This window comes from Janthinobacterium woesei (assembly GCF_051380875.1).
Lineage (GTDB): Bacteria > Pseudomonadota > Gammaproteobacteria > Burkholderiales > Burkholderiaceae_D > Janthinobacterium.
In genome coordinates this window covers 213,437-232,629 of sequence record NZ_JBNYXW010000007.1, presented here as the reverse complement: position 1 = coordinate 232,629, position 19,193 = coordinate 213,437, and the positions used below count along the sequence as shown (strand labels likewise).

Here is a 19,193-nt window from a genome sequence, read left to right as displayed (position 1 = left end):
AACACCCTTGTGTTTCATTATTGCTACCATCAAAAGGAAAACATGTTTGGCAAACAGTTTTACGCAGCGCTGTTCGCGTCCCTGTGCACATTGACCAGCGCATCAGGCGCATGGGCGCTCGACGCGGCACCTGCGGCGGCCACTGTAGTGAGCGGGCCAGGCGCGCTGATTCCCATCGAGAATTTTTTTGAAAGCAGCTCCTTCAGCGGCGCCATTCTCTCGCCCGATGGCCGCCGTCTGGCCGTGCGCGTGGCGCCTGCCGGGCAGCGCGTGCGCCTTGCCGTGCTGGAACTGGCGAGCATGCAAGTCAAGGTGGTGGCGTTCTTCAGCGACGCCGATGTGAATAACTTCCGCTGGGTCAACGACCAGCGTGTCGTATTCGACCTGGCTGACCGGCAACTGGCGCAGGGCGCATTACGCTACGGACCCGGCCTGTACGCCGTCAACGCCGACGGCAGCAATTACCGGCAACTGGTCACGCGCACCGATTTCCGGCAAAACAAGCGCGCCATATTGATGCTGCCGTGGAACACCTTCCTGCTGCAAAGCATCGGCGACCAGCAATCGGACGACGTGTTTGTCGCCCAACCGGAATTCACCCGCCCCGGCGAGATCAACGACCTGGCCCTGTTGCGCCTCAATACCAGTACTGGCATCGCCAAGACCATCGCGCAGCCGCCCGGCACGCGCAACTGGCTGTTCGACAAACAGGGACAATTGCGCATCGCGCAGGTGCGCAACGGCGCCCAGGAAGAAATCCATTACCGCGACAGTAGCGATGCGCCGTGGCGCACGCTGGCCCGCTTCGACGCCTACAGCGGCGGCAAGGACGCGTTCACGCCCGCCTTCTTCGCTCCCGACGGCAGCCTGTACGTGCATGCCCAGCATGGCCGCGACAAGCTGGCGCTGTACCGCTACGACCTGGAAAAGAACCGCCTCGCTGACACGCCCCTGGCCGCCTCGCCCGACTTCGATGTGCAAGCGGAAATGCTGAGCAGCAGCGGCCACCTGCTGGGCCTGCGCTATGAAACCGATGCACAAACCACGCAATGGCTCGATGAAAAGATGCAAGCCATGCAAAAGCAGGTGAATGCCTTGCTGCCCATGAGCATCAACAGCCTGTCCACCGGCTGGCGTTCGGCCACGCCCTTCATCCTGGTGCGCAGCGTTTCTGACACCATGCCGGTCATGTATCAGCTGTTCAATAGCGAGACGGGCAGTTTGAGCGTGCTCGGTAGCGCCCACCCCGCCATCGTGTCATCACAGATGGCAAATAAGGACTTGCGCCACTACAAGGCCCGCGATGGCCTCAGCATTCCCGCCTGGCTGACAATCCCCAAGGGAGGGGCAAAAATGCGCCCCATGGTGGTGCTCGTGCATGGCGGCCCATGGGTGCGCGGCAGCTGGAACTGGAATGCCGAAAGCCAATTCCTGGCCTCGCGCGGCTATGTGGTGCTGGAACCGGAATACCGGGGCAGCACGGGCTTCGGCCAGCATCACTTCCAGGCCGGATGGAAGCAATGGGGCTTGAAAATGCAGGACGATATCGCTGATGGCGCGCGCTGGGCGATTGCCGAAGGCATCGCCGACCCGCGCCGCATCTGCATCGCCGGCGCCAGCTATGGCGGCTATGCCACTTTGATGGGCCTGATCAACGACCCGGACCTGTACCGCTGCGGCATCGATTGGGCCGGCGTCACCGACATCGAACTGCTGCGCAACGGCAGCTGGGGCGGCTACTCGGACGTCTCCGAGCACTACCGCCAATACGGCATGCCCGTGCTGATTGGCGACCCTGTCAAGGATGCGGCCCAGTTCAAGGCCACTTCACCATTGCAGCAGGCCGCGCGCATCACCCAGCCTCTGCTGCTGGCCTACGGCAGCGCCGACCAGCGCGTGCCCCTGCCCCATGGCCGCAAGTTCTACGATGCCGTCCGCAAGACCAACTCGCAGGTGGAATGGGTGGAATACGCCACGGAAGGCCACGGCTGGGCCTTGCCGTCCACCCGCTACGATTTCTGGAGCAGGGTGGAGCAATTTTTACTGAAAAATATCGGCACCCCCTGATGACCTGCTTTCGCCTCCTGCGCGCCGCCCTGGTGGCCGCCTGCCTTGCGCCCCTCTTGGCGCACGCCCAGCCGGCGCCCCCGCCGCTGGCCGCTTTCTTTGCCAACCCTGAATTCAGCGGCGCCCTGCTCTCGCCTGAGGCGCGCTACCTGGCCGTGAAAGTCGCCGGCGCGAACAAGCGCGAGCGGCTGGCCGTCGTCAACCTGCTCGACAACAGCATCAAGATCGTGGCGCAATTCAGCGATGTCGACGTGGGCGACATCGAATGGGTCAACGAAGAGCGCCTGATACTCAATACGCGCGACCGCCAGACGGCGCCCGGCGACCTGCGCTACGGGCCTGGCCTGTTTGCCGTCAACCGCGACGGCAGCGCCTTTCGCCAGCTCGCTGCGCGCAGCGCCGAACCCATCCTGTCCACCTCAATCTACAGACTGCTGCCCTGGCATACCTACCTGACGGGCCAGCGCGGCGCGCAAAATTCCAATGCTGTGTACGTACGCAGCACCGTGTATGCCTCGACGGGCGAGGCCGAGTACCAGAGCCTGCGCCAGCTTGACACGCTCACCGGCCGCAGCACGAGCGTCAAGCCACCGGGCAAGGTGCAGCGCTGGCTGCTGGACCAGCATGGCGAGCCGCGCCTGGCTGTCACCCGTGAGCGCAATATCGAAAGCGTGCTGTACCGGGAGCCAGAGGGCGGCGCCTGGCGCCAGCTGGCGCAGTTCGACGCCTACTTTGGCGGCCCCGACGCCTTCACGCCCCTGTCCTTCGGCCCGGACGGCACCTTGTACGTGAGCGCCCGCCTTGGCAACGATACGCTGTCCGTGCACGCCTACGACCTGGCCAGCAAGCGCATCGCGCCAACGCCCATCATCTCGCTCGACGGCTATGACTTCAGCGGCAATCTGATTGTGCGGCAAGACAAGCTGCTGGGCGTGCGCCACCTGAGCGATGCGCTCGCCACGCGCTGGTTTGACCCCGCCATGGTAGCCACCCAGGCACGCATCGATGCCTTGTTGCCATCCACCATCAACCTGGTCTCGCTGGCGGCCCGCCCCGCCACACCCTTCATGCTGGTGACGTCGTACTCCGACCGGCAACCGGGCAAATTCTTGCTGTTTAACAGCGACACGGGGCAGTTGAGCATCATCGGCGAGACGCAGCCGCACATCCAGCCAGCGCAGATGAGCGAACAACAACTGCTGCGCTACAAGGCGCGCGACGGCCTCAATATTCCAGCCTGGCTCACCGTACCGAAGAATGGCACTGGCAAGCAGTTGCCGATGGTGGTGCTGGTGCATGGCGGCCCGTATGTGCGAGGCAGTTCCTGGCAATGGGATGCCCAGGTGCAATTTCTCGCCTCGCGCGGCTATGCCGTGCTGCAGCCGGAATTTCGCGGCAGCACGGGCTTCGGCAGCAAGCATTTTCGTGCCGGCTGGAAACAATGGGGCTTGAAGATGCAGGACGACATCGCCGACGGCGCGCGCTGGGCCATTGCCGAAGGGGTCGCCGATCCGCGCCGCATCTGCATCGCCGGCGCCAGCTATGGTGGCTATGCCGCCCTGATGGGCCTGGTCAACGATCCCGACCTGTACCGCTGCGCCATCGACTGGGTGGGCGTGACCGACATCAACTTGCTGTACAGCGGCCACTGGAGTTTCAAGTCGGACCTGGGTGATGACTGGAAACAGTACGGCATGCCGGAGCTGATCGGCGACCGGGCAGCCAACACCGCCCAGTTCCAGGCCACCTCGCCCATCGCCCAGGCGGCGCGCATCACCCAGCCCCTGCTGCTGGCGTATGGCGCGGCCGACATGCGGGTGCCGCTGTACCACGGCAAGCAGTTCTATGCGGCCGTCAAGCAGCACAACGGCGATGTCGAATGGGTAGTGTACGACGAAGAGGGACACGGCTGGACCTTGCCGCAGAACCGCATCGATTTCTGGGGGCGGGTAGAGAAATTTCTCGACAGAAATATCGGGAAAGACAGCGCGTCCGCCAAAAAGGAGTAGGCTGGAGGGCCGTTCCACTTACGAGGAAATCCCATGCCGTCTGGAAAAATTCTTGTCGCCCAAGGGGGCGGCCCCACTGCCGTCATCAACCAGTCGCTGGTGGGCGTAGTGCTCGAATCGCGGCGTTTCCAGCACGTCACGCGCGTGTATGGCGCGCTACATGGCGTGCGCGGCATCGTCAATGAAGAGTTTGTTGATCTGACGCAAGAAACCAGCCACAACCTGGAACTGGTGGCCGCCACGCCCTCTTCCGCCCTGGGTTCCACGCGCGACAAGCCAGATATTGCGTATTGCCAGAAAATCTACGAAGTGCTGCGCGCGCACGAAATCGAGCACTTCTTTTACATCGGCGGCAATGACTCGTCCGACACGGTGCGCATCGTCAGCGAGGAAGCGCACAAGGCCGGCTATCCGCTGCGCTGCATCCACATCCCGAAAACCATCGACAACGACCTGGTGGGCAGCGACCACACACCCGGCTTTCCGTCCGCCGCCCGTTTCGTCGCGCAAGCGTTTGCCGGCGCCAACCTCGACAACGCTGCCCTGCCCGGCGTGTATGTGGGCGTGGTGATGGGGCGCCATGCGGGATTCCTGACGGCCGCCTCGGCGCTGGGCAAGAAGTTTCCGGACGACGGCCCGCACCTGATCTACCTGCCCGAACGCGCCTTCGTCCTTGACAGTTTCCTGGCCGACGTGAAAGCCACCTATGAAAAATACGGCCGCTGCGTGATTGCCGTCTCCGAAGGCATCCACGATGCTTCAGGCGAGGCCATCGCCAGCCTGCTGGCCAAAAAGGTCGGCAACGAGGTCGAGCGCGATGCGCACGGCAATGTGCAACTGTCGGGCACGGGCGCACTGGCCGACCTCTTGTGCGACGAGATCAAGGCCAGGCTGGGCATCAAGCGCGTGCGCGGCGATACCTTCGGTTACTTGCAGCGCTCCTTCATCGGCTGCGTCTCCGACGTCGACCAGCGCGAGGCGCGCGAGGTGGGCGAAAAGGCCGTGCAATTCGCCATGTGGGGCGACCGCGATGGTTCCGTCGCCATCAAGCGCACCGGCTTTTATTCGGTCGACTACGAGCTGCTGCCCCTGACGGAAGTGGCGGGCAAGACGCGCACCATGGATGACGAGTTCATCAGCGAGAGCGGCACCGACATCACGGACGCCTTTCGCATGTATTTGCGCCCACTGCTGGGCTCAAAAATGCCCGATGCATTCCGACTTCGTGCCGCGAAAGTGGCCAAGGTGCTCAACCCATAATCGCCTGACAGCGGACGTAAAAAAAGCAGGCGCTCGCAAGAGGCCTGCTTTTTTCGTGAAGAAGTAAAACTTAGATCACAATCGTTTGGTGCTCGTCACCCACGCGGGCGCGGATGGTGCCGATGCGCGAGACGCTTTCGCCGGCCGCGGCAAGCTGCGCGATGGCGGCGTCGGCGTTTTCCTGCGAAACGATGACCGTCATGCCGATGCCGCAGTTGAAGACACGGTGCATTTCGGCGTCAGCCACGCCGCCGTGCTGTTGCAGCCACGTAAACAGCGGTGGCATGGTCCATGCCTTCGAGTCCAGCTCGGCCACCAGGCCTGGCTGCAGCACGCGCGGGATGTTTTCCACCAGGCCGCCACCGGTGATGTGCACCATGCCTTTGACTTCCATGGCATCCATCAGCGCCAGCAGCGGTTTGACGTAGATGCGCGTTGGCTGCATCAGCACGTCGGCCAGCTTGCGGCCGTGGAAGTCGCCTTCCAGGTCCGGCTTGGCCACTTCGATGATCTTGCGTACCAGCGAGTAACCGTTCGAATGCACGCCCGACGAAGCCAGGCCCAGCACCACGTCGCCCGGAGCGATCTTGGTGCCGTCGATGATTTTCGATTTTTCCACGGCGCCGACGGCAAAACCTGCCAGGTCGTATTCGCCGGCCGGGTACATGCTCGGCATTTCCGCCGTTTCGCCGCCGATCAGCGCGCAACCGGCTTGTTCGCAACCCTGGGCGATGCCCTTGATGACGTCGGTGGCGATGGCCACGTCGAGCTTGCCGCAAGCGAAGTAGTCGAGGAAGAACAGTGGCTCGGCACCCTGCACCAGGATGTCGTTAACGCTCATGGCGACCAGGTCGATGCCGACCGTGTCGTGGCGGTTCAGTTCGAACGCCAGGCGCAATTTGGTGCCCACGCCGTCGGTGCCGGAGACCAGCACAGGCTCCTTGTACTTCTTGCTGATTTCGAACATGGCGCCAAAACCGCCCAGGCCGCCCATCACGCCTTCGCGCAGGGTGCGCTTGGCAAACGGCTTGATTGCTTCGACTAAAGCGTCGCCTGCGTCGATATCGACGCCAGCATCACGGTAGGAAAGGGAAACATTAGGAGTCTGGTTCATGGTGTGGTGGCAGCGGAGGCGGTAAAATAGAAGGCGGATACCCGCTGGCACGCGCGCGCATGGATGTTTTTGACATCCCGCGGCGCGTAGCCAACTGGTGAATTCGGTCGATCAAGCCGCTATTTTATCAAACTGCCCCCGCACTTTCGTAATTAACTGCCTTTTTTTAACGCAAAAGCCAAACTACATGCCATTCCCGATCACTGCCGAACAGAAGCAAACAGCATTTTGGATCGCGGTCTGGCTGGCATTTCTACTCTTGCTGGCCAGCCTGGGGCCCATCCTGACGCCCTTCCTGGCCGCCGCCATCCTCGCCTACGTGCTCAATCCCGGCGTGGACCGATTACAGCGCCTGCACTACAGGCGCTTTTACCTGCCGCGCCCGCTGGCCGTGCTGCTGGTCGTAGTGTTGTTTTTCCTCGCCATTACGGCGCTGGTCTTGATCGTCGTGCCCGTGCTGCAAAAGGAAATCCCATTGCTGCAGGCGCAGATCCCGCAGTTCCTGAACAAGGCGAATGACTTCCTGGCGCCAAAACTGCGCGACCTGGGCATCCGCGTACGCCTGGACGGTACGGGCATCAAGCGCATGCTGAGCCAGCAGATGGCCACCAGCGGCGATGAAATCTGGAGCACGGTGCTGGCGTCGGCGCGCATCGGCGGCACGGCGGTGCTGGGCTGGCTGGCCACCGTGGTGCTCATTCCCGTGGTGCTGTTCTATTTGTTGCTGGACTGGCATCCGATGCTGGCGCGCATCGCCGGCGCCGTGCCGCGCCGCTGGGTCGGGCGCACGGTGGGCATGGCGCAGGAAGTCGATACCCTGCTGGCGCAATACCTGCGCGGCCAATTGCTGGTCATGCTGGTGCTGGCCACCTATTACTCGGCCGCGTTGGCCATCGCCGGCTTCGAAGTCGCATTGCCGGTGGGCATCATCACCGGCTTGCTGGTATTCATTCCCTATCTGGGCTTCGGCCTGGGCCTGATGCTGGCCCTGATCGCCGCCCTGCTGCAATTTGCCGACTGGAGCGGCGTGATCGCCGTCGCCGTCATCTACGGCTGCGGCCAGGTCATCGAAGGATTTTTCCTCACCCCGCGCCTGGTGGGCGAGCGCATCGGCTTGAATCCCCTGGCCGTGATTTTCGCTTTATTGGCCTTTGGACAATTGTTTGGTTTCGTCGGCGTTTTGCTCGCTTTACCCGCTTCCGCCGTCTTGATGGTCGCTTTTAAGCATCTAAGACGCCACTACCTGTCCAGCAGCTTCTATAATACATAATAAAAGCAGATATCATATCAACCTAGCAACACCACGATGCACACGCAGTAATGAAAAACAGGACAGGGCGTACGCCATGAAACAACTGGTGCTCGATTTAGGCACAGACCAGGCGCACAGCCTCGATACCTTCGAGGTGGGACAGAATGCCGAAGTGGCGCAGCTGATGCGCCAGTTCGCCGCGCGCACGTCGCGCGAACATTTTGCCTACCTGTGGGGCGAACTGGCCGCCGGCAAGAGCCATCTGCTCAAGGCCCTGGCCAGCACCGAGCGCGCGCGCTACATTTCGCCGTTCTCGATCGAGTCCGAATTCGTCTACTCGCCAGAGGTCGACCTGTACCTGCTCGACGATTGCGAAAAACTCTCGCCGCTGGCGCAGATCGACGCCTTTGCCCTGTTCAATGAAATTCGCGCCAACCAGGCTTACATGGTGTGCAGCGGCGCCGTGCCGCCCGCCGTGCTGCCCGTGCGCGAAGACTTGCGCACGCGCATGGGCTGGGGCTTGATCTATCAGATTCACGGCTTGACCGACGATGAAAAAATCGCCGCCCTGACCCAGGCGGCCACCACCCGCGGCTTGACCTTGTCGCCGGGCGTGTTACCCTATCTGCTGTCCCATTTCCGGCGCGACATGCGTTCGCTGTCGACGATGCTGGACTCTCTCGACCTCTACTCCCTTGAAACCCAACGCCCGATCACCTTGCCTTTATTGCGCGAGCTGCTGCAGGCGGAAGCGAAAGAATGATGAATCTGGCCCTGTTTGACCTCGACCACACCCTGCTGCCCATCGACTCGGATCACGAGTGGGGCGAGTTCCTGGTACGCATCGGTGCCGTGGACGCCGCCCAATTCACCCGCCGCAACAACGAATTTTTCGCGCAGTACCAGGCCGGCACGCTCGACCCGGTGGAATACCTGGAATTTTCGCTCGGTACCCTGGCGCAATTCCCGCGCGCGCGCCTCGCAGCGCTGCACCAGCAATTCATGGCCGAAGTGGTCTTGCCGGCGATCCGCCCGGAAGTCGTGGCCTTGCTGAAACAGCACCAGGACGCGGGCGATTTGCTGGCCATCGTCACGGCAACCAACCATTTCATCACCAAACCCATCGCCGATGCGCTGGGCGTCGAGCATTTGCTGGCCGCCATGCCCGAATATGACGACGAGGGCAATGTCACCGGCAAGCTGCTCGGTACGCCCACCTTGGGCGCCGGCAAGCTGACCCACACCCATGCCTGGCTGGAAAAAATGGGCAAGGAACTGGGGCAGTTCGAGCGCAGCTATTTCTACAGCGATTCACACAATGACATTCCCTTGCTGTCGGTCGTTACCCACCCTGTCGCGACCAATCCCAATGCCGCTTTGAGCGCACACGCATCCCTCCACGGCTGGCCATCACTCCACTTATTCAATGATTAAAAAACTCATCCGCAAGATCCTCGGCGTTAAAAAAGAGGCAGCGCGCGACACCACGGCACCCGTCGTGCTGGGTCCCGCGCAACACGGAATCGACCCGAAACTGGTGTCGTCGAATGCCATCCGCGTCACCAGCAGCCTGCAGGAAGCGGGCTTCGAAGCCTTCGTCGTGGGCGGCGCCGTGCGCGACCTGCTGCTGGGCGTGAAGCCGAAAGACTTCGACATCGCCACCAACGCCACGCCGGAACAGGTCAAGCGGCTGTTCCGCCGCGCCTTCATCATCGGCAAGCGCTTCCAGATCGTGCACGTGATGTTCGGCCAGGATCTGCTGGAAGTGACGACCTTCCGCGGCGCCGGCGCCGATTCCGCGCCGAAGGATGAACATGGCCGCGTCCTGCGCGACAACACGTTTGGCTTGCAGCACGAAGATGCGCTGCGCCGCGACTTCACCATCAACGCCATGTACTACAACCCGGCCACGCAGGAATTGCTGGACTACCATGGCGGCGTGGAAGACATCCGCGCCCAGACCTTGCGCATGATTGGCAAACCGGAAGAGCGCTACCGCGAAGACCCCGTGCGCATGCTGCGCGTGGTGCGCTTCGCTGCCAAGCTGAAATTTACCATCGAGCCGGCCACCGCCGCACCGATTCCCATCATGGCGCCGCTGATCAACAATGTGCCAGCGCCGCGCGTGTTCGACGAAATGCTGAAACTCCTGATGAGCGGCCACGCGCTGGCCTGCCTGCAGCAGCTGCGCAAGGAAGGCTTGCATCACGGCCTGCTGCCGCTGCTCGACGTGGTACTGGAGCAGCCGCTGGGCGCGAAATTCGTCACCCTGGCGCTGGACGCCACGGACGCCCGCATTGCCGCCGGCAAGACCGTCTCGCCGGGCTTTCTGTTTGCCTCGCTGCTGTGGCACCAGGTGCTGGAAAAATGGACGGCCTACCGCGCCGCAGGCGAATCGACGATCCCCGCGCTGCACCTGGCGGCCGATGACGTGCTCGATTCGCAGACGGAAAAACTGGCATTGCAGCGCAAGATCGGCTCCGACATGCGTGACATCTGGTCGATGCAGCCGCGCTTTGAGCGCCGTGTCGGCAAGGCGCCGCACAAATTGCTGGAACACTTGCGCTTCCGCGCCGGCTACGACTTCCTGCTGCTGCGCTGCGCCTCGGGCGAGATCGACATGGAAATCGGCGAATGGTGGACCGCGTTCTATGAAGGCGACGAGGAAACGCGCGAAGCGCTGCTGGTCAGCGCCAATGCGGCGCCAGGCGCCGTCAAGAAAAAACGTCCGCCACGGCGCAGCACGCGCAGCAAAACCGGCACGGGCGGCGGCTCGGCCACTGGCAGCAGCAGCGACGAATAATGGACGCACTTGCACAAGTTACCGCTTACATCGGTATCGGGGCGAACCTGGGCGACGCACGCGCCAACGTGCAAGATGCGATTGCGCGCCTGGCGCGCCTGCCCGGCGCGTCACTGGTGGACACCTCGGCCAGCTACCGCACGGCGCCCATCGATTCCAGCGGCGACGATTACATCAACGCCGTGGCGCGCATCACGACCACCCTGCCGGCTGAGGACCTTTTGCTGGCGCTGCACGCCATCGAAACGGCGCACGGGCGCGAGCGGCCTTACCGCAACGCCCCGCGTACGCTGGACCTGGACTTGCTGCTATATGGCGACGCGCAAATTGCCAGCCCCAGCTTGAACGTGCCCCATCCGCGCCTGACCGAACGCGCCTTCGTGCTGGTGCCGCTGCTTGCCCTGGCGCCCGCCATCGTCGTGCCCGGACGCGGGCCGGCGCAGGACTATCTGGCGACAGTGGCCGACCAGGCCATCAGCAAACTCTGAGCCGCGGCGCCAGACTCTACAATGCCGCCCCTGCACGCCGCCACATAAAGTACTACACTAGCGGCGTTGCACCCGCGTCGTACCCCTTTCACTCTAGAGAATACCTATGTCCGCTTATTTGCAAGGAACAGATCTGGCCGCAAAAGACAAGGCCGCCACACCGGCGCCTGCGCCATCCAAGCCTGCCGCCAACAAGGCCGTGACCATCCACACGCTGGCCACGCTGCGCGCTGCCGGTGAAAAGATCTCCATGCTGACCTGCTATGACGCCAGCTTCGCGTCGCTGATGGAGCGCTGCGGCGTGGAGATCCTGCTGATCGGCGACTCGCTCGGCATGGTTTGCAATGGCCACAACTCCACCCTGCCCGTCACCGTGGCCGAACTGGCCTACCACACGGCATCCGTGGCGCGTGGCGCCAAATCGGCCATGATCATGTCCGACCTGCCGTTCGGTGCGTATGGCACGCTTGATACAGCCTACGCCAACGCCGTCATCCTCATGCAGGCGGGCGCGCACATGATCAAGATCGAAGGCGGCGCCTGGCTGGCCGATACCGTCAAATTCCTCACCGAGCGCGGCATCCCCATTTGCGCCCACATCGGCCTGACGCCGCAATCGGTGCATCAACTGGGCGGCTACAAGGTGCAGGGCAAGAGCACGGAAAGCGCCGCGCAGCTGAAAAACGACGCGCTGGCACTGCAAAACGCAGGCGCCGCCATCGTGCTGATGGAAGCGATGCCGACGCAGCTGGGCAAGGAAGTCACCGACATGCTGACGATTCCCACCATCGGCATCGGCGCCGGTCCCGACTGTTCGGGCCAGGTACTGGTCATGCACGACATGCTGGGCGTCTTCCCAGGCCGCAAGGCGCGCTTCGTGCGCAACTTCATGGAAGGCGCGGCCAGCATCGACGACGCCGTCACCGGCTATGTGAAGGCGGTCAAGGATGGCAGCTTCCCGGCGCAGGAACACTGCTTCTGATGTGATGAGGCGTTGGTGACGCCGCCTTGACACTGCGCTTCGCCGACCTGCGCAAGCCTGCAATTTAATGGTCCGCAGCAGGTCGGTTTAACACGCAGCCGATATCCATCCCATCGACGCCTACGATAGCGCAGTCGATACCGGAGATGTTGCATCGGCGTTGGCGAGGAGCGTTGTCTGCTCTCGCAACGTTTCTGTACGAACGAAGGCGACCTCCAGCCCGAAAAACTGTCCAATGCGGTTGAGTGTCTGAATGGTTGGATTTCCTTTGCCACTCTCGATTTCCTTGAGGGTTTTCAGGCTGATACCACGATGTGCCGCAAATTCCGCCTGGGTCAGGCGTGAAATGGCCCGCATTTCCTTCACTGCATTTTGCAGCGTGACCTCACCGCGTGCGATGGCATCGTAGAGTACTGCTCGACGTTGTCTGAGCTGTTCCTTATCAACATTCTTTTTTGTGCGCGCCATGTCAATTTTCGCCTAAGGCGTTGAGCTGCTGGATCTGCATGGCGATGTGGGGCCTGATGAAGGCAACAATATCATCATCAACGCCAGCCTGTTGCATATGCTGCTCCAACGCGATGAGTCTTTGACCGAAGCGGTAAAGTTCAAGCTTGATGTGATTCCGCTCCGCGTCGGACATTTCAATGGCGGCCAGAATGGTGTGCCATTCATGCAGCTCTTTTCTTGTGAGCGGGTCGTCAGGCTCGAAAGCATAATCCAGGTCGTATTCGAAAATGGTGCTTTTCCGGGGATCGCCGCCTGCAGGTTCGAGGAGAGTGAGCAATGCGCAATCCTTCCATGCCTCATCATGAAAGATTTGAAAATGACACTCCATGGCAACTCCAATTAGATCCTATAACACCTAATTTCCCTTATTTTACTCAAAAAATAGTTCTTATAAGAACCAACTTTACTGAGCGCAACGATGTTTTGAGAAAAACAGTATGCCTTATAAGGACCATATTTTATCTTAAGCGGCATAAATTAGATCTTATAAGGATGCATATCTAACTGCGTTATGACCGCGCACCTCGTCCGCTTCCGGCAATTTCAAATCGATAACACTAGCTGCCGGACACTACCCCACCTGTATCCACGTCGTCTTCAGCTCCGTGTATTTATCCAGCGCGTGCAGCGACTTGTCGCGCCCGTTGCCTGACTGCTTGTAGCCGCCGAACGGCACGGTGATGTCGTCGCCGTCGTACTGGTTGACGTGCACGGTGCCGGCACGCAGGGCGCGCGCCGTCTGGATCGCCTTGCTGATGTCGGAGGTCCACACGGCCGCCTGCAAGCCGTACGGCGTGGCGTTGGCCTGCGCGATGGCCTCCTTGATGTCCGTAAAGCCCAGCACCGACAGCACCGGCCCGAAGATCTCTTCGCGCGCGATCGTCATGCCGGCGTCCACCCCGCCGAACACGGTGGGCTGCACATAGTAGCCACCCGTATCAAGGCGCACCGCCTCGCCGCCACCGAGCAGCTGCGCGCCTTCGTTCTTGCCTGCCGCGATGTAGCCCATCACCGTTTTCATCTGCGTGGCGTCGACGATGGCGCCCATCACCGTGGCTTCGTCCAGGGGGTCGCCGGGCTGGAAGCGGGGCAGCATGGCCAGCGCCCTGGCCAGAAATTCTTCCTTGATCGATTCTTCGACGAACAGGCGCGAAGGTGCGTTGCAGCTTTCGCCCTGGTTGAAAAAGATCGAACCGACGGCAGCCGCCACGGCCTTGTCCAGGTCCGGGCAATCGGCGCAAACGATGTTGGCGGACTTGCCGCCCAGCTCAGTCCAGGCCCGTTTCAAATTCGACTGGCCCGCCATCTGCACGATCAATTTCCCCGTGCGCGTGGAACCCGTAAAGCCGATGCAATCGACATCCATGTGCAGCGCCAGCGCAGCGCCCACCTCGTTACCGTAACCTGGCAGCACATTGAACACGCCAGCTGGCAAACCCGCTTCCAGCGCGATATCGGCCAGGCGCAAAGCCGTCAACGGGGATTTTTCCGATGGTTTCAAGATGACGCTGTTGCCGGCGGCGAGGGCAGGCGCAATTTTCCAGGCGGCCATGATCATCGGGTAGTTCCACGGCACGATGGCGGCGACCACGCCCACCGGTTCACGCGTGATCAGGGCCAGGCTGTTGGAGGGCGTGGGCGCGATTTCATCGTAGATTTTATCGATCGCCTCGCCATACCAGCGCAGGCAGTTGGCCGTGGCGCCCACGTCCACGCTCTGGCTGTATTTAATTGGTTTACCCATGTCCAGCGTCTCCAGCAGGGCCAGCTCGGGGCCGTGCCTTTGCACCAGGTCGGCGAACTTGATCAGCACGCGCTTGCGCTGCGCGGGAGATTTTCCTGCCCAGCGGCGGTCGTCGAAGGCGGCGCGGGCGGCCTGCACGGCAAGGTCTGCATCTGCGCTGTCGCAGCGGGCCACCTGCCCCAGCAAACGCCCGTCGATGGGCGAGAAGTTATCGAACTGCCGGCCGGATATGGCCCAGACGCGTTCGCCATTGATGACAGCGCGTCCATCGATCTTGAGCTCTGCGGCCCGTGCATGCCAGCTGGTGTCATCCGTCATCGTCGTCTCCTGACAAGTAAAAGGGCCAGCCTACTCCTTTTCCAGCGTATAGGCCGCAGACATCTGTTTGCGGCGGTGCCGGTCAGCGCGCGCCAGCATGACGGCATACACGATCACGGCGATCGACACGACCAGAATCGTCAGCGCGGCGATTGCGTTCACCCGTGGGTCCAGGCCCAGGCGTGCACGCGAAAAGATCACCAGCGGCATGGTCGTCGAGCCGGGGCCGGACAAGAAGGCCGACAGCACCACGTCGTCCAGCGACAGGGTAAACGTCAGCAGCCAGCTTGATGCCAGTGCCTGCGTGATGTTTGGCAGGGTCACGAGGAAGAACACCTGGTGCGCGCGGCAGCCCAGGTCCATGGCTGCTTCTGCCAGCGACTTGCTCATCTCCTGCAGGCGCGACTGCACCACCACGGCCGCATACGCCATGCCCAGCAAGGTGTGGCCCAGCCAGATGGTCAGCACGCCCCGCTCGGGAAAACCAAAGACTTTTTGCATGGACACCAGCATCAGCAGCAAGGACAGGCCGATGATCACTTCCGGCATGACCAGCGGCGCGCTGACCATGGCCGAGAACAGGGTGCGGCCACGAAAGCGCTGGTAACTGGTGAGTGCAAAGGCGGCAAACGTACCCAGGATGACGGACGAGGTGGCGGACATGAAAGCGATTTTCAAGGACAGGCCAAAGCCCGAAATGATCTCCGTATCGCTCATCAACTCACTGTACCAGCGCAGCGAAAAGCCGCTCCACACCATGTCCTGGCGCGAGCTGTTGAACGAGAAGACGATCAGCACGATGATGGGCAGGTAGAGGAACAGATAGCCGAGCGAAAGCCAGCCACGGCTAAACCAGCGTTGCGGGAAATGTCGTCCGTTCATGTTCTATCCCCCGCATCCTGGCCGATCTTGTATTTATTAAAAATCGCCATCGGCACGAGGATCAGCAAGATCACCAGCACCGTCACCGACGAGGCCATGGCCCAGTCGTTATTCGTGAAATACTCATCCCACAGCACGCGGCCGATCATCAGCGTTTCCGGGCCGCCCAGCAGCTCGGGAATCACGTATTCGCCCACGGACGGAATGAACACCAGCATGGCGCCGGCGATGATGCCCGACTTCGACAGCGGCACGGTGATGCGCCAGAAGGCCTGCAAGGGCGTGGCACCGAGGTCGGCCGCCGCTTCCAGGAAGCGCATGTCCATCTTCACCAGGTTCGCATACAGGGGCAGGATCATGAACGGCAGATAGGCGTACACCATGCCGACCACCAGCGAGAACGAAGTATTCATCATGTGCAGCGGTTCTTGAACGACGCCCAGCGCGATCAGGAGGTCATTGAGCAAGCCATGGTTGGCCAGGATGCCCTTCCACGCATACACGCGCAGCAAAAACGAGGTCCAGAACGGCAGCATCACCAGCATCATCAGGATGGGGCGGATGGACGGCCTGGCGCGCGCCATGAAGTAGGCGAACGGATAGCCTAGAACGAGGCAGATGGCGGTGGTGATCGCCGCGTATTTCAGGGAACTGAGATAGGTGAGCAGATATAGTTCATCGGCGGCGATGAACAGGTAGTTGGCGATCTTGACCTTCAGCACGACGATGCCGTCGACATACGACAGCAAGCCGCCAAACGGGCTACCCGCCGTGTCCATGTCGGACAGGCTGATGCGCAGCACGATCAGGAAGGGCACCAGGAAGGCGGCCGCCAGGAACAGCGAGGGCACGGCAATGACGGCGTTGCGGCCAGTGGCCCAGCTCAAGGTCACCAGCTTGCGCAGCGATTGCAGGATGGACGTCATGATGGCCTCAGCGGGTCAGCACGACGATGTCGGCGCCATCCCACCACACCCACACGCTCTGCTCGCGCTCCAGGCGCGAGACGTCGTGGCGGGCCGCATTGGTGCGCGACACCTTCACTACCGTGCCGCTGCCCAAGCGTACGTGGTAGCTGGTTTCATTGCCAAAATACGCCATGGCGACGATCACGCCCTGGGCGCAGTTATACCCATGCTCAAACGGCGACGCGCGTTCTTCCAGGGTGGGCGGCTCAATCTGGATGCCGATTTTTTCGGGGCGCACGGCCACCGAGACATCCATGCCCAGGTTGCCCGTGATGCCGTGGGAGACATAGTGCTCGCCATCGGGTGTAGCGATTACCACGTGATCGGGTTCATCTTGCGTGATGCGCCCATCGAACAGGTTGACGCTGCCGATGAAGTCGGCGACGAAACGGCAATTCGGCGTTTCATAGATTTCGCCGGGCGCGCCCACCTGCAAGATGCGCCCTTCGCTCATGACGGCGATGCGCGTGGCCATGCTCATGGCTTCATCCTGGTCATGCGTGACCATTACGCAAGTGACGCCCACCTGCTCGATGATGTTCACCAGTTCCATCTGCGTGCGCTCGCGCAGTTTTTTATCCAGCGCGCCCAGTGGCTCATCGAGCAACAGCAACTGCGGCCGCTTGGCCAGGCTGCGCGCCAGCGCCACGCGCTGCTGCTGGCCGCCCGACAGCTGATGCGGCTTGCGCCTGGCGTACTGGCTCAGTTGCACCAGCGCCAGCATCTGCTCGACGCGCGCCGCCACCTCCGCTTTCGGCAAGCCGTCGCGGCGCAAGCCGAAGGCAATGTTATCCCACACGGACAGATGCGGGAATAGCGCGTACGACTGGAACATCATGTTGATGGGGCGCTGGTGCGGCGGCACATCGACGATGCTGTTGCCCGCCAGGGCGATGCGGCCCGAAGTCGGCATCTCGAAACCAGCCAGCATGCGCAGCAGGGTCGACTTGCCGCAACCTGAACTGCCCAGCAAGGCGAAAATCTCGCCCTTGTTGATCGTCAAGGAAATCGCGTCGACGGCGCGTACGCCATCGAATTCCTTGACCAGTTGATCAATCAGCAAAAAAGGCGCTGGGGCGTCGCTGGCCGACGCGGCAGGTGTTGCTATCGTCATGTGTGGGTGGTTTCTGGTAAGAGGGTGTCAAAATGAAAAACTGGCCGCTACAGGAGCGGCCAAGATGGAAGTTTAGCGGAACTGCTGCGATTGCGCTCCAAAAAATGCACAGATGATGCTTGTTTGGGTGAAAAACCCAACAGCAAAGGCTGGGGTCGTACCCTGCAGGGTACGACCCCGGTATCTGCTTTGGGGTTCCGCTTACACCCAGCCCCTGCCCTTCACCTCCGCATGCGTCTTGTCCAGGCACAGGCGTATCAAGCCCACCATTTCATCGATCTGCGCACGCGTCATGACCAGCGGCGGCGCGACGATCATGCGCTCGCCCACGGCGCGCATGATGACGCCGTTGTCAAACATGTGGCCGCGGCAGATCATGCCCACGCCGAAGCTTGCGTCGAACAGTTCGTTTTCATGCACGCTGGCGCCCTTCTTGCGCACCAGGTTCAGGCCCGCAACAAAACCGCAGCTGTCCGCATAACCCACCAGCGGATGCTGGCCCAGGCTGGCGAAGCACTCTTTCAGGTACGGCCCCGTATCCTCGGCCACCTTCACCACCAGTTGTTCTTCCTCGATGATGCGGATGTTTTCCAGCGCCGCCGCGCACGCCACGGGATGACCCGAATACGTGAAGCCGTGCGTGAATTCGCCGCCCTGTTCGATCAACACCTTGGCCACCCTGTCACCCACCAGCACGCCACCGAGTGGCACGTAGCCGGAAGTGACGCCCTTGGCGAACGTGATCAGGTCGGGCCTGATGCCAAACAGTTCGGAGCCGAACCAGCGGCCCAGGCGGCCGAAGCCGCAAATGACTTCATCGGCGATCAACAAGATGCCGTACTTGTCGCAGATGCGCTGGACTTCAGGCCAATAGGTGGCTGGCGGGATGATGACGCCACCTGCGCCCTGCACCGGTTCGCCGATGAAGGCCGCCACCTTGTCGGCGCCAATTTCGAGGATTTTCTGTTCCAGCCAGCCCGCCGCCTTCAGGCCAAATTCCTCGGGCGTCATACCATGGCCCGCTTCCAGGTAGTTGGGCTGGCCGATATGCGCGATGCCGGGTATCGGCAAGCCACCTTGTGCATGCATGCCATCCATGCCGCCCAGCGACGCCCCCGCCACCGTGCTGCCATGGTAGGCGTTGTGGCGGCTGATGATGGTGTGGCGCTCCTTGTAGCCGAGGATGTCCCAGTAGCGGCGCACCATGCGCAAGTTCGTGTCGTTGCCCTCGGAGCCGGAACTGGTGAAGAACACATGCTGGAACTGCGGCGGCGAGATTTGCGCCAGCTTGGCCGCCAGCTGCACGGCCGGCACATTCGTCGTGCCAAAGAAACTGTTATAGAACGGTAGCGTTTCCATTTGCCGGTAGACGGCTTGCGAGATCGACGTGCGGCCATACCCGACGTTGACGCACCACAGGCCCGACATGCCATCGACGATCTTCTTGCCCTGGCTATCCCACAGGTAGACGCCGTCGCCACGGACCATCACGCGCGCACCCTTGGCGGCCAGCTCCTGGAAGTCGGTAAATGGATGCAGGTAGTGGGCCGCGTCCATTTGCTGAATGGCGGCCGTGTCGTAGACCTGCGGCGCCGCGTTTTTCTGTGCCACGGAAGCGACCAGCGCAGCGCTGGGCGCCAGCGGATTGTTTGTTGTGCTCATGTCGTTCCTTTCTCTGAGTG

17 protein-coding genes are annotated in these 19,193 nt (G+C 61.8%); 9 read left to right on the top strand and 8 right to left on the bottom strand.

Features of this window, described 5'->3' with window-relative positions:
* Positions 1-42 precede the first annotated feature (42 nt).
* Genes ACQ4W6_RS10025 through ACQ4W6_RS10015 form a run of 3 tightly spaced genes read left to right on the top strand, consistent with a single transcriptional unit; the run spans position 43 to position 5,336 of the window.
* The gene (locus tag ACQ4W6_RS10025; protein WP_436567039.1) at positions 43-2,067 is read left to right on the top strand and encodes an alpha/beta hydrolase family protein; all 2,025 of its coding nucleotides are present in this window, start codon (positions 43-45) and stop codon (positions 2,065-2,067) included.
* Complete coding sequence (locus ACQ4W6_RS10020; RefSeq protein ID WP_436567038.1) at positions 2,067-4,076, top strand: S9 family peptidase; 2,010 nt, start codon at positions 2,067-2,069, stop codon at positions 4,074-4,076. Before ACQ4W6_RS10025 ends, ACQ4W6_RS10020 begins: the two co-directional genes overlap by 1 nt.
* Positions 4,077-4,109: 33 nt before the next feature.
* Positions 4,110-5,336 (top strand): 6-phosphofructokinase, encoded by a 1,227-nt coding sequence (locus ACQ4W6_RS10015; protein ID WP_436567037.1) that lies wholly within the window; start codon positions 4,110-4,112, stop codon positions 5,334-5,336.
* Positions 5,337-5,406: 70 nt separating this feature from the next.
* On the opposite strand, the gene purM is transcribed toward ACQ4W6_RS10015, so the two are convergent.
* Complete coding sequence (gene purM, locus ACQ4W6_RS10010) at positions 5,407-6,450, bottom strand: phosphoribosylformylglycinamidine cyclo-ligase (RefSeq protein ID WP_436567036.1); 1,044 nt, start codon at positions 6,448-6,450, stop codon at positions 5,407-5,409.
* Between the two features lie 187 nt (positions 6,451-6,637).
* Between purM and ACQ4W6_RS10005 the strand changes: the two genes are divergently transcribed.
* The 6 genes from ACQ4W6_RS10005 to panB all read left to right on the top strand — a co-directional run bounded on the left by ACQ4W6_RS10005 (position 6,638) and on the right by panB (position 11,975).
* The gene (locus ACQ4W6_RS10005; protein ID WP_436567035.1) at positions 6,638-7,720 is read left to right on the top strand and encodes an AI-2E family transporter; all 1,083 of its coding nucleotides are present in this window, start codon (positions 6,638-6,640) and stop codon (positions 7,718-7,720) included.
* A 76-nt stretch (positions 7,721-7,796) separates the two neighbouring features.
* On the top strand, positions 7,797-8,465 hold the full coding sequence (gene hda, locus ACQ4W6_RS10000; protein ID WP_436567034.1) for a DnaA regulatory inactivator Hda: 669 nt from the start codon (positions 7,797-7,799) through the stop codon (positions 8,463-8,465).
* A complete protein-coding gene (locus tag ACQ4W6_RS09995) occupies positions 8,465-9,136 on the top strand; it encodes a histidinol-phosphatase (RefSeq protein ID WP_436567097.1) in 672 nt (223 codons plus the stop codon). The genes hda and ACQ4W6_RS09995 overlap by 1 nt, the downstream gene beginning before the upstream one ends.
* Positions 9,129-10,505, top strand: coding sequence for a polynucleotide adenylyltransferase PcnB (gene pcnB / locus ACQ4W6_RS09990; protein ID WP_436567033.1), 1,377 nt, complete (start codon positions 9,129-9,131; stop codon positions 10,503-10,505). The genes ACQ4W6_RS09995 and pcnB overlap by 8 nt, the downstream gene beginning before the upstream one ends.
* Complete coding sequence (gene folK, locus ACQ4W6_RS09985) at positions 10,505-10,993, top strand: 2-amino-4-hydroxy-6-hydroxymethyldihydropteridine diphosphokinase (RefSeq protein ID WP_436567032.1); 489 nt, start codon at positions 10,505-10,507, stop codon at positions 10,991-10,993. Before pcnB ends, folK begins: the two co-directional genes overlap by 1 nt.
* A 106-nt stretch (positions 10,994-11,099) precedes the next feature.
* Positions 11,100-11,975, top strand: coding sequence for a 3-methyl-2-oxobutanoate hydroxymethyltransferase (gene panB, locus ACQ4W6_RS09980; RefSeq protein ID WP_436567031.1), 876 nt, complete (start codon positions 11,100-11,102; stop codon positions 11,973-11,975).
* A gap of 120 nt (positions 11,976-12,095) precedes the next feature.
* Here panB and ACQ4W6_RS09975 read toward each other — a convergent pair whose 3' ends face one another.
* The 7 genes from ACQ4W6_RS09975 to ACQ4W6_RS09945 form a co-directional block, all read right to left on the bottom strand.
* Complete coding sequence (locus ACQ4W6_RS09975; RefSeq protein ID WP_436567030.1) at positions 12,096-12,443, bottom strand: helix-turn-helix transcriptional regulator; 348 nt, start codon at positions 12,441-12,443, stop codon at positions 12,096-12,098.
* 1 nt (position 12,444) lies between these two features.
* Complete coding sequence (locus ACQ4W6_RS09970; protein ID WP_436567029.1) at positions 12,445-12,762, bottom strand: hypothetical protein; 318 nt, start codon at positions 12,760-12,762, stop codon at positions 12,445-12,447.
* Between the two features lie 294 nt (positions 12,763-13,056).
* Complete coding sequence (locus ACQ4W6_RS09965) at positions 13,057-14,547, bottom strand: aldehyde dehydrogenase (protein ID WP_436567028.1); 1,491 nt, start codon at positions 14,545-14,547, stop codon at positions 13,057-13,059.
* Positions 14,548-14,577: 30 nt separating this feature from the next.
* Positions 14,578-15,429: an ABC transporter permease gene (locus tag ACQ4W6_RS09960; protein WP_436567027.1), complete on the bottom strand. Its 852-nt coding sequence runs from the start codon at positions 15,427-15,429 to the stop codon at positions 14,578-14,580.
* Complete coding sequence (locus tag ACQ4W6_RS09955) at positions 15,426-16,355, bottom strand: ABC transporter permease subunit (protein ID WP_436567026.1); 930 nt, start codon at positions 16,353-16,355, stop codon at positions 15,426-15,428. Before ACQ4W6_RS09955 ends, ACQ4W6_RS09960 begins: the two co-directional genes overlap by 4 nt.
* A gap of 7 nt (positions 16,356-16,362) precedes the next feature.
* The gene (locus ACQ4W6_RS09950; RefSeq protein ID WP_436567025.1) at positions 16,363-17,511 is read right to left on the bottom strand and encodes an ABC transporter ATP-binding protein; all 1,149 of its coding nucleotides are present in this window, start codon (positions 17,509-17,511) and stop codon (positions 16,363-16,365) included.
* A gap of 201 nt (positions 17,512-17,712) precedes the next feature.
* Positions 17,713-19,173, bottom strand: coding sequence for an aspartate aminotransferase family protein (locus ACQ4W6_RS09945; RefSeq protein ID WP_436567024.1), 1,461 nt, complete (start codon positions 19,171-19,173; stop codon positions 17,713-17,715).
* Between the last annotated feature and the right edge of the window lie 20 nt (positions 19,174-19,193).